The organism is Thiothrix eikelboomii (genome assembly GCF_900167255.1).
GTDB classification, from domain to species: Bacteria; Pseudomonadota; Gammaproteobacteria; order Thiotrichales; family Thiotrichaceae; genus Thiolinea; species Thiolinea eikelboomii.
The window spans coordinates 295,520-305,676 of the sequence record NZ_FUYB01000003.1 but is presented as its reverse complement, the minus strand read 5'-3'; the positions used below and the strand labels follow the sequence as shown (position 1 = coordinate 305,676).

At 45.2% G+C, this 10,157-nt stretch carries 11 protein-coding genes; 7 read left to right on the top strand and 4 right to left on the bottom strand.

Going from position 1 to position 10,157, the window contains the following annotated elements:
• Position 1: 1 nt before the first annotated feature.
• From B5D50_RS05405 to B5D50_RS05390, 4 genes are all read right to left on the bottom strand, one after another.
• Positions 2–1,261: an ABC transporter permease gene (locus B5D50_RS05405; RefSeq protein ID WP_078921562.1), complete on the bottom strand. Its 1,260-nt coding sequence runs from the start codon at positions 1,259–1,261 to the stop codon at positions 2–4.
• Complete coding sequence (locus B5D50_RS05400) at positions 1,258–1,872, bottom strand: ABC transporter ATP-binding protein (RefSeq protein WP_234975804.1); 615 nt, start codon at positions 1,870–1,872, stop codon at positions 1,258–1,260. Before B5D50_RS05400 ends, B5D50_RS05405 begins: the two co-directional genes overlap by 4 nt.
• 55 nt (positions 1,873–1,927) lie before the next feature.
• On the bottom strand, positions 1,928–2,536 hold the full coding sequence (locus B5D50_RS05395; RefSeq protein WP_159448579.1) for a DUF2796 domain-containing protein: 609 nt from the start codon (positions 2,534–2,536) through the stop codon (positions 1,928–1,930).
• Between the two features lie 68 nt (positions 2,537–2,604).
• Positions 2,605–3,045, bottom strand: a complete 441-nt coding sequence (locus tag B5D50_RS05390; protein ID WP_078921559.1) for a Fur family transcriptional regulator — start codon at positions 3,043–3,045, stop codon at positions 2,605–2,607.
• 210 nt (positions 3,046–3,255) lie between these two features.
• Between B5D50_RS05390 and prfB the strand changes: the two genes are divergently transcribed.
• From prfB to B5D50_RS05360, 7 genes are all read left to right on the top strand, one after another.
• Positions 3,256–4,351, top strand: a protein-coding gene (prfB, locus tag B5D50_RS05385; protein ID WP_143594261.1) for a peptide chain release factor 2 whose coding sequence is annotated in 2 segments (ribosomal slippage) — positions 3,256–3,327 and positions 3,329–4,351 — 1,095 coding nt in all. Because the reading frame shifts where the segments join, the coding sequence is not laid out codon by codon here.
• Between the two features lie 15 nt (positions 4,352–4,366).
• On the top strand, positions 4,367–5,875 hold the full coding sequence (gene lysS / locus B5D50_RS05380) for a lysine--tRNA ligase (RefSeq protein ID WP_078921650.1): 1,509 nt from the start codon (positions 4,367–4,369) through the stop codon (positions 5,873–5,875).
• Between the two features lie 129 nt (positions 5,876–6,004).
• Entirely contained in the window at positions 6,005–7,285 is a 1,281-nt protein-coding gene (locus B5D50_RS05375) for a tyrosine-type recombinase/integrase (protein WP_078921557.1), read from the top strand.
• A gap of 437 nt (positions 7,286–7,722) precedes the next feature.
• Positions 7,723–7,986: a hypothetical protein gene (locus tag B5D50_RS05370; protein ID WP_200807035.1), complete on the top strand. Its 264-nt coding sequence runs from the start codon at positions 7,723–7,725 to the stop codon at positions 7,984–7,986.
• Positions 7,983–8,141: a hypothetical protein gene (locus B5D50_RS20315; RefSeq protein ID WP_159448578.1), complete on the top strand. Its 159-nt coding sequence runs from the start codon at positions 7,983–7,985 to the stop codon at positions 8,139–8,141. The genes B5D50_RS05370 and B5D50_RS20315 overlap by 4 nt, the downstream gene beginning before the upstream one ends.
• A 270-nt stretch (positions 8,142–8,411) precedes the next feature.
• Positions 8,412–8,705, top strand: a complete 294-nt coding sequence (locus B5D50_RS05365; RefSeq protein ID WP_078921555.1) for a hypothetical protein — start codon at positions 8,412–8,414, stop codon at positions 8,703–8,705.
• Complete coding sequence (locus tag B5D50_RS05360; RefSeq protein ID WP_078921554.1) at positions 8,689–9,894, top strand: PBSX family phage terminase large subunit; 1,206 nt, start codon at positions 8,689–8,691, stop codon at positions 9,892–9,894. Before B5D50_RS05365 ends, B5D50_RS05360 begins: the two co-directional genes overlap by 17 nt.
• Positions 9,895–10,157 lie beyond the last annotated feature (263 nt).

The following is a 10,157-nucleotide window of genomic DNA, read 5'->3' as shown; positions in this document are numbered from 1 at the left end:
CTCAAGTTCTTATGGTTAAGCCATCTTGTAATGAGCGGCGATAGGCAATAGTTCCGGGTAATAAGCTTAAAACTAATGCTAAACTAGCTACTATAGCAACCAAGCTAAGGCTGCTTAAATCGGGTAGCCAAGTACGTAAATAAAAGCCATATTCAGCAATGACCCACGGTCGTGCTAGGTAGACTAGGGCAAACATAAACATCATGCCTATTAAGCAGCCCACTAGTGTCAATACCAAAGCTTCCAAAATAAAAAGTAGCAGAATATGCCGAGGGTGCGCACCAACGGCGCGTAAAATGGCCATCTCACGTCGGCGCTCATTGAGAGTGGATAGCACGGTGGTTAACATGCCTACTAAGCCAGCTACCACGACTAAGCCACTGATCATCCGTAGCACAGTTTCAAACAGGCCTAAAGCTTGCCAAAGATCAGCGAGAGTAACCCCCGGAAGAATCGCCAGTAGAGGTTCACGCTTATAATCATTAATCTCCCTCTGTACGCGAAATGCCGCTGCCCGACTTTGCAGACCCACCAAAAAGGCGGTAATTAGTTTGGGTTGTAGATTTTTTTTAAGCACTGCTTCGGCACTCAGGTTGTAACCATTAATTTTTGTACCGGCGACCCAATCAAGGTGTACCGCTTCCAAACCTTCAAGAGTAATGTGTACAGTACGATCGAGTGGAGTGCCAGTTGGCTTGAGAATGCCTATCACGGTAAAAGGTTTATCCGCGTGCAAGGCAGTGTTGACTTTGCTTGTGCCGTGGGCAATTACGATTTTATCGCCTAATTTATATCCCAGTTTACGTGCGACTTCTGCCCCTAAAACTGTCTCGAAGACACCAGAAAATGTTTGACCTTGGGCAAATTCTAGGGTGTGTTTGTCACCAAAACGATAGTAGCGGAAATAATCTTGGTTGGTACCTAACACACGAAATCCCTTGTGCGAATCTCCTAGAGAGAGTGGAACTGTCCATTCAATCAGCGGGTTAGCGGCAAGTTCTTGGTAGGATTTCCAGCTAATATTATTCGTGGCATTGCCAATACGAAACACACTATAGAGCAATAATTGTACCGAGCCACTGCGTGCACCTACCACTAAATCCGTGCCGGAAATAGTACTTAAAAAGCTGGCTTTGGCTTCTTTACGAATGTATTCGACGCTAAGTAAGAGCGTGATACTAATCGCAATGGCTAAAATGGTAAGTAGTAAACTGGCACGGCGATTCCATAAGCTCAGCAAGGTTAATTTCAGCAAAATCATACTGGATTGACCCGCTGCAAATCTAAGGTGCGCGAAAAATGGCAGGCTAGTTGATGGTCATGGCTGACAAAAATAATTGTGCTGCCTTGTGCTTCCGCTTCGCTGAACAATAGATCGAGGAAACTATCGCGTGTGTCGGTATCCAATGCCGAAGTCGGCTCATCGGCAATAATTAATTCTGGCTTGCCCATCAAGGCGCGTGCTACAGCCACCCGTTGTTGCTGCCCAACGCTTAACTGCGTAATTGAAGTTGTAGTCATCGCATTAGTTAGACCTAAATCTTCCAATAAGCGGGTGGCGGTGGCGTTTAACTCTCCCGATTGTTCACGGCGTCGTTTAGAAAATTCACAAGGCAGGGTCACATTGTCTAGGACAGATAGATAAGGCAGTAAGTTAAACTGCTGGAAAATAATCCCCAGATGATCAGCACGAAAACGATCACGTGCCACATTTGAGAGCTGGTTCATATCTTGTTCCAAAACCCGCAATTGACCACTGCTAGGCGTAAGAATTCCTGCCAGCAGATTCAATAAAGTTGTTTTGCCACTGCCGCTCGAACCGCGAATAAACAAGTGCTCGCCTTGTGCGACGCATAACTCATCTATTGTCAAGGTATTGCGAGCTTGCCCCGGCCAACGGAATTGTAATTGTTGGAGGTCAATACTTTCATGGAGCTAAAGTAATCGCTTCATCTTGTTCCAAGGTCTTAGCAGAAGCATGCTGATCAGTTACCCATTTGACCTCTAATTTTTCAAAGCCATTAAATTGGCTAAACAAATGCGGTGTGATAGTTTTTAAAGCACTGGGTTGTTCACAAGAAAATAGCCAGTTTACCGTTATATCACGATGTGTCGGTGTCTCGTTTTCAGCAGCATGCTCATGTGCTTTTGCATCTGTTTGATCTTCTGAGTGCTCACTATCTGTCGTTAACTCAGCTTTTTCAAGCTTACACTGCGCATCCTGATCAAATTCAAATAAATCCAAACCTGCTTGTAGCTTAGCAGAGATCTCAGCAACCGTTGTCTGATCTGCTTCAGAACTAGGCTCGTGTTCAAAGCCAAAGACATTCGCAGCGGGTGAATCAAGCTGAATTTCAATCGTTTGGTTGGTAACTGCGATACTCAAGCTGCCTACACCATGTTCGTGTGCACTATGTTCTTCATGCTCTGTGTGCGCTTGCATTGTTGCTGACTGCTGTGCTGTGTCTGCCGATAATAAGGGGGCAGCAGTCAGCCATAAAGCCAACGTACTACTCGATAAAATTAGGCCGCGCATACCAAGTACCTCTTTAAATTTGCAAATTAGTTGCATTTTATTCTAAAGACATAAAGCTAGAATTGCAATTAAGTTGCATATTTAAGAGTACAGTTAGGGCAAGTTCCTTGCAGTTTTAGTTCGATGGCATCTAGTTGGTAGCCCTGTGGGAGGCTAACTAAGAGTGCAGGTTGTAGATGCTCTAAGCAAAAAAGCTGACCACAATGCTTACATTGAAAGTGAGCGTGAGGGGTAGCTAGATTGGCTTGTGCCTTATAGCGCCAAGTACGGTCATTACTTGCAATACGATGTGCCACACCTTGCTCTACTAACCAATCTAAGGTTCTATATAAAGTCACTCGATCCGCAGTTAAGCCTTGCCGCGTAGCTTGTTGTTCAATTTCTTGTTGATTTAAAGCGGTTTTTGCCGCTAGTAAAATACCAAGCACCGCTAAACGTATAGGGGTAGAGCGCCCAGTAGTTTGGCCTAAAAGATTTTCTGCAATCGTATTCGTATCTTCAGGTGACATAATTTTATTAGCCTAAATTATTTTGCAACTAAATTGCATAAAAATTTCTATGCTATGACAGTATGGAGTTAGTAACTGTTGAGGGTATCTATTTTAAGTTTGAATAGGTTTAAACTAGCAACGGCTCTACACTGATCTAGTCTAGGCAGTTCAGTGCAAAATTGCTATTATCCACGCTTTTCTTTTGACAGTTAGAGTGTCGGTCGCAGCATGGAACTGAATCTTATTTACACCAAAATCAAAGACCTGCAAGCGCGTTTAGAGGCGCTTAGGGGGTATCTTTGACTATGATACTAAGCATGAACGCCTCGAAGAGGTTAACCGCGAATTAGAAGATCCCAATATTTGGGATCAGCCAGATTATGCTCAAGCCTTGGGCAAAGAGCGGGCTTTGTTAGATACCGTGGTCGGTGGGATCAAGCACCTGACCCAAGGTTTGAATGACGCGCATGAACTGTTGGAAATGGCCGAAGCCGAAGGCGATGAAACCAGTGCCAATGAAGTGACGGCTGAAGTTGATACCCTTGAGCAGGCGGTCGAAAAGCTTGAATTCCAACGTATGTTTTCAGGCGAATTAGATCGGAATAATGCTTTCTTAGATATTCAATCGGGTGCAGGTGGTACGGAGGCACAAGATTGGACAGAAATGCTCTTGCGCATGTATCTACGTTGGGGTGAGGCCAAAGGCTTTAAAACTGAGTTGATTGAAGCTTCACCCGGTGATGTGGCGGGGATTAAGAGTGCGACGATTAGTTTCCAAGGTGAATATGCCTTCGGTTGGTTGCGTACCGAAACCGGTGTGCATCGGTTAGTGCGTAAGTCGCCGTTTAGCTCGGCCGGTGCGCGGCATACCTCTTTCTCAGCGGTGTTTGTCTCTCCTGAAATTGATGACAATATCGAGATTGATATTAATCCCGCTGATTTACGGATTGACGTGTATCGTGCATCAGGGGCAGGTGGTCAGCATGTTAACCGCACAGAATCAGCAGTGCGGATTACGCATTTGCCGACCAATACCGTGGTTCAATGCCAAAACGGGCGCTCGCAGCATCAGAATAAAGATACCGCCATGAAGCAGTTGCGGGCGAAATTGTATGAATTAGAACTCCTCAAGCGTAATGAAGAAAAGCAAGCCTTAGAGCAAACTAAATCCGATGTGGGTTGGGGGAGTCAGATTCGTTCTTATGTTCTGGATCAATCACGGGTAAAAGATTTACGCACGGGCGTGGAAACTTCTAACACCCAAGCAGTTTTGGATGGTGGACTCGACCGCTTTATTGAGGCGAGCCTAAAAAGTGGACTATAAAGCGGACAGATGACCATGAGTGAACAAGAGAGCCAGCAACAGGTTCATCAAGATGATAATCAATTAATTCAGCAACGCCGTGAGAAATTAGCTGCTTTGCGTGCACAAGGTTCTGCTTTCCCGAATGAGGTGGTGCGTGAAAACAAAGCTGCCGATTTGCATGCCGCTTATGAGCAGTACGACAAAGCATGGTTTGAAACCAATGAAGTCAAAGTTTCCATCGCAGGGCGTGTCATGTTGCGCCGGATGATGGGCAAAGCCAGCTTTGCAACCTTGTCGGATACCTCGGGGCGTATACAGATTTATGTGCAATTGCAACGAGTGGGTGAAGCCAGTTTTGACGCTTACAAGCATCAAGATATTGGTGATATTATTGCGGTGCAAGGTGTGCTATTTAAAACTCAAACAGGTGAGCTTTCAGTCAAAGCGGATTCGGTACGCTTATTGACTAAATCCTTGCGCCCTTTACCTGAAAAATTCCACGGCTTAACGGATCAAGAGCAGCGTTATCGGCAGCGCTATATTGATCTAATTATGAACGAGGACAGCCGCAATACTTTCCGTATGCGCTCAAAGATTATTAGCTATATCCGCCATTTTTTCCTGCAACGTGAATATCTGGAAGTCGAAACACCGATGTTGCAAATTATTCCGGGTGGAGCTGCGGCACGTCCATTTATCACCCACCATAATGCACTCGATTTACCGATGTATTTGCGGATTGCCCCTGAGCTGTATTTAAAGCGTTTAGTCGTTGGTGGTTTTGAGCGCGTGTTTGAAATCAATCGCAACTTCCGTAATGAAGGGGTGTCGGTGCGGCATAATCCAGAATTCACTATGATTGAATTCTACCAAGCCTATGCTACTTATGTAGATATGATGGATCTGACCGAAACGCTGTTTAAGGGTTTGGCCCAAGATCTACTGGGTACGACTGAAGTACAATATCAAGGCCAAATTTTTGATTTCAGCCAGCCCTTTGAGCGGATTACGATTCGTGATGCGATCCTTAAATACAATCCAGAAGTGACTGCTGAGCAGATTGATAATCTTGAATCTGCTCGGGTCATTGCGAAAAAAGTCCATGCGCCACTGAAAGACAGTGATGGTTTAGGTAAAGTGCAAATCTCGATTTTCGAGGAAACCGTGGAGCATTTATTGCAACAACCTACGTTTGTGATGCAGCATCCAGCCGAGGTATCACCGCTTGCGCGTTTGAACGATGACAACCCGTTTGTGACGGATCGTTTTGAGTTCTATATCGGTGGGCGCGAAATTGGCAATGGCTTCTCTGAGTTGAATGATGCTGAAGATCAAGCTGAACGTTTCCGCCAACAAGTGCTGGAGAAAGAAGCAGGGGATGATGAAGCCATGCATTATGATGCTGACTTCGTGCGGGCTTTAGAATACGGTATGCCACCTACCGCAGGCGAGGGGATTGGCATTGATCGCTTGGTAATGCTGTTTACCAATGCGCCTTCGATTCGGGATGTGATACTTTTCCCGCATATGCGGCCTGAATAACTTCCCATACTGTCACACCCCGCATTAAATATAGCGTTTTAGCGGGGTGAACTTATCTTTAAAGCTTGCTGATACCGTATAAGACACGGTACTTTTTAAGGTACGTATGACCAGCTTGGAGCAAGTACCGTGGGTATCCTTAAAGATGCAGAATTAAAAGCCATTTATCGTGGTGAGCGTGTTCCAGACAAACACAAGCTAGTAGATGGTGAGGGGCTTTATATGCACTTAAAGCCTTTACAGTCTGGAAAGTTTGGCATGTATTGGCGCTTTGATTATCAATTTGCAGGCAAACGCAAAACCCTACCTATTGGAACTTATCCACTCATTACCATTACAGAAGCCCGCAAAACGCACCGTGAAGCAAAAATAGGGCTTACTAAAGGGATTGACCCTATGGTAATGAAACGGGCGGCAAAGGTTGCCCAAGCGTCTGCAACTAGCTTTGGTACAGTTGCGCTCTTATGGTTAGAAAACAAGGAAGGCGCTAAAAGAGGCAAAGATACTATTGCTAACTATTTCAAAAACGATATTTTCCCTGTAATTGGTAAAGACACACCCATCAGCGAAGTTAGAACCAAAGCTATTAGTGACACCGTGGAACGGGTAGCAAAGCGCGGTTCACTGGATCAAGCAAGGCGTGTAGGGCGTTGGCTCTATAAAATCTTTCGCTATGCACGAACCAAGGGATTAACAGAAGAGAACCCCGCCGATATAGACTTAAGTGTTCTGATAAAACCTCGTAGATCAAAGCCACATGCAGCCATTACCGACCCTGTTCTATTAGGGCAATTTTTACGTGATGTTGACCACTATCATGGCTATTACGCTACGGTGTGCCTATTAAAACTAGCAGCTTTAGTCATGCTTAGGCCAAGCGAGCTTGTGGGTGCTGAATGGCGTGAAGTTAATCTGCAAACTGCAACATGGACTATTGAAGCCAAGCGTATGAAGAATCCTCAAATTGTTAAGGAAAACAACTGGGAGCAAGATCAGCACATTATCCCCTTAAGTCGTCAGTCCATAGCAGTATTTGATGAACTAAAGCGGCTTAATACGGGAAGCGTGTATGTATTCCCCAGCTTAAAGGGTAGTTCGGGGCATATGTGCAGAGATACCATAAGGTATGCCATTCGCAATATGGGCTATGACAGTGACACCATGTCGGGGCACGGCTTTAGGGCAACTGCTAGAACATTGCTAGAGGATCAATTAGGTTATGATCCCAAGACAGCAGAAAGGCAACTTGCACACAAGGGTAATGATCCACATAAGGGCGCGTATGACAGAACCAAGCACTTAGCTAAGCGGCGCGAAATGCTGCAAGCATGGGCTGATTATCTGGATAGATTGAAAGCGGGGGCGCAAGTGATACCCATACACCAAAAGCATGAACCAAAGGCCGGATAATCCGGCTTTTTTTATGCCTGTATTTAAGAGCTGGAACACGTGGAACACGTGGAACACCAAAAAAACTCATATTAGAGAAAAACGATATAGAGTGGTTAAGCAGGGTTAAAGATAACCATAGGTAGATAGTTGGTAGTGTCTATTTTTGTATTTAAGTAACTGTTTTTATTAATATTTCATTATCTATCTTTTCCTTTATTACAGAGTTAGCTAAGTAGATTTTCGTTTTCATTGTTTTTTTGGTGTTCCACGTGTTCCATGTGTTCCAAGATGGTTAAGTTATTGTTTTTAAGTGGTTTTATGTCTTCAGCAGGCGGAACACCTAGAAATAAGGCACGTGTTCCGGTGTTCCACTACTAACAGCAGTGCACGAATCAAGAAAAGTACCTGCTACCTTGGTAAAATGGCTCTATGACTTACCGCACCACAGGGCAAACATGATGCAACGCGGCGAAAAACAAAACCAATCGGGTGCAGAGGGGGAGCTGATTCCAGCGAATACCCCACCCCCTAAAATTAACTTACAGAATGCTGCAGCAATCCGGCGTGAATTAGCAGCGGTCTACAGGGACGCACGAGCCGGAAAAATCGAAACTCAGGACGCAACACGCCTAGGCTACTTACTGAACCTATTAGGCCAAGCTCTTGAGCGCGAGGTTTTAGAGAATCGTTTGGAAGCATTAGAGGCTCAGCAGCCATGAACAGAACACTAGCCAAGCGCATAGCTAAACTGGAAGCCGCCATGCCTACAGCGGTGGAGCTTGACGCGGTGGATATTCACCCTGAAATGTTCGAGAGCAGCTACTTGGAGTCTAAGTACACCAAGTACACTAAGTACACCAAATTGATTAATTAATACCCATATTTATAAGTAAAATATATTAAGTAATTAAATTAAGATTAAATAACGAACAAAATAAGAACAAAAAGACTGATAATTAGTCAAAAAAGCCTATACAGAGCGCCAGAGCCTTAAATGTCGGATTATAAGTACACTAAGTACACCAAGTACACCAGCGGCCTAAATCATCATTTCGCCACTGGAGGTCTATCTGCTGGATACTGTGCTTTAAAAGTGCAAGTCATGTTAAAATTTGATTAATAATCAGTTATTGAGGTGATACCGATGCAAAACGGTGGAAAGCGAGAAGGTGCAGGCCGTAAGCAGGGCAGTATCAACAAGGTGAAGTTAGAATTGCGTGATGCAGCTAGGGCATATACCCAAGCAGCTTTAGAAACCTTAGTCGAGATTATGAATGACCATGAAGCCCCTCATGCCGCACGGATTAGCGCGGCTAATAGCCTACTAGATCGAGGGCATGGCAAGCCTACCCAATCATTGGACGTGGATCATACCGCGAATATTTCAAACTTAATGGTGCAGTGGGTGAAATCCAATGGTAATGGCGAACCCGCTTAAGATTGAGTTACCGGAGAAGCTCCAAGCGTTTCCCGTACTGGGTCGCTATCGCTATAAAGTGGCGTATGGTGGCAGAGGTGGTGCTAAGTCGTGGAGTCTGGCTAGGGTATTGATTCTGCTAGGTGCATCAAAACCTTTGCGCGTGCTGTGCGCTCGTGAGATTCAGAACAGCATCAAGGAAAGCGTGCATAAGCTACTGGTCGCACAAATCGACGCGCTCCAACTCAATCACTTGTTCACCGTGACAGATACCAAAATCAGCAGTAAGGCGGGGACAGAGTTCATTTTTAGCGGTATCCGCTCCAATATTACCAAAATCAAAAGTATGGAAGGGATTGATATTTGTTGGATTGAAGAGGCTGAAACCGTCTCTAAAGCCAGTTGGGACGTGCTGATTCCGACGATCCGCAAGGCCGATTCAGAAATCTGGGTATCCTTTAATCCGAATGAGAAAACCGATCCGACCTATGAACGCTTTATTACGCACACGCCCCCGAATACCTTGCTGGTGTCGATCAATTGGCATGATAACCCGTGGTTTCCCGAATCCTTACGCAAGGAAAAGGACTATCTGTATCGGGTGAGCACTGAAGATGCTGAGCATATTTGGGGTGGTGAATGTCGCAAGAATAGCAATGCTCAAGTATTAAAAGACAAGTACAGCATCGAATGGTTTGAGCCTCAAGCTCACTGGAACGGGGCTTATTATGGGTCTGATTGGGGCTTCAGCACTGACCCGACTACCTTAATTGAATGTTTCATTGATGATAAGACGCTCTATATTCACCGCGAATTGTACGGGGTAGGGATTGAAACCGACCAGCTACCGACGTTCTTTGGGCGCATCCCTGAAGCCAAGCAGCACACTATTCGAGGCGATAATGCACGACCTGAAATCATTAGCCACCTCAAGCGCAACGGTTATCCTAGAATGGTATCTGTCGGAAAGTGGAAGGGTAGTGTGGAGGATGGGATTAGCAAGCTACGCAGTTTTGAACGCATCATCATTCACCCACAGTGCAGGCATACCGCCGAAGAAGCGCGGCTATGGAGTTACAAAACCGATGCTTTAACGGGCGATGTCTTGCCGGACTTGATCGACAAACATAATCATTGTTGGGATGCGATTCGGTACGCACTCGAACCCGCTATCAAGGCGAAAAATTACAACCTCGCAGGTATGTTATGAACACAAACGACGGCTGGGGGCTGTCGGTGCAGTGCGGCGCAGTCTGGAGCGGCTTTACGTATAGGGTTATTCAAACAGCTCTGTCTATTTTCAAAAAGACGAAATTCGTTCTTTTAAGGAAAAACAGCAACTTAGCAATGTGCGTTTGTCGCCTTGGAAGTTGAGCGGGTTTTGGCGGAAGAGACGAAGGAGCGACAGGCTAAAGCAGGTGGCGATAAATCTTCCAAGGCTTATCTATCGCAAGCTATTGATAATAAAGGAAA

Coding starts and splice junctions, on each gene's coding strand:
- B5D50_RS05405 (WP_078921562.1), bottom strand. CDS start 1,261: ATGATTTTGCTGAAATTAACCTTGCTGAGCTTATGGAATCGCCGTGCC.
- B5D50_RS05395 (WP_159448579.1), bottom strand. CDS start 2,536: ATGCGCGGCCTAATTTTATCGAGTAGTACGTTGGCTTTATGGCTGACT.
- B5D50_RS05390 (WP_078921559.1), bottom strand. CDS start 3,045: ATGTCACCTGAAGATACGAATACGATTGCAGAAAATCTTTTAGGCCAA.
- lysS (WP_078921650.1), top strand. CDS start 4,367: ATGAGTGAACAAGAGAGCCAGCAACAGGTTCATCAAGATGATAATCAA.
- B5D50_RS05370 (WP_200807035.1), top strand. CDS start 7,723: ATGATGCAACGCGGCGAAAAACAAAACCAATCGGGTGCAGAGGGGGAG.
- B5D50_RS20315 (WP_159448578.1), top strand. CDS start 7,983: ATGAACAGAACACTAGCCAAGCGCATAGCTAAACTGGAAGCCGCCATG.
- B5D50_RS05365 (WP_078921555.1), top strand. CDS start 8,412: ATGCAAAACGGTGGAAAGCGAGAAGGTGCAGGCCGTAAGCAGGGCAGT.
- B5D50_RS05360 (WP_078921554.1), top strand. CDS start 8,689: ATGGCGAACCCGCTTAAGATTGAGTTACCGGAGAAGCTCCAAGCGTTT.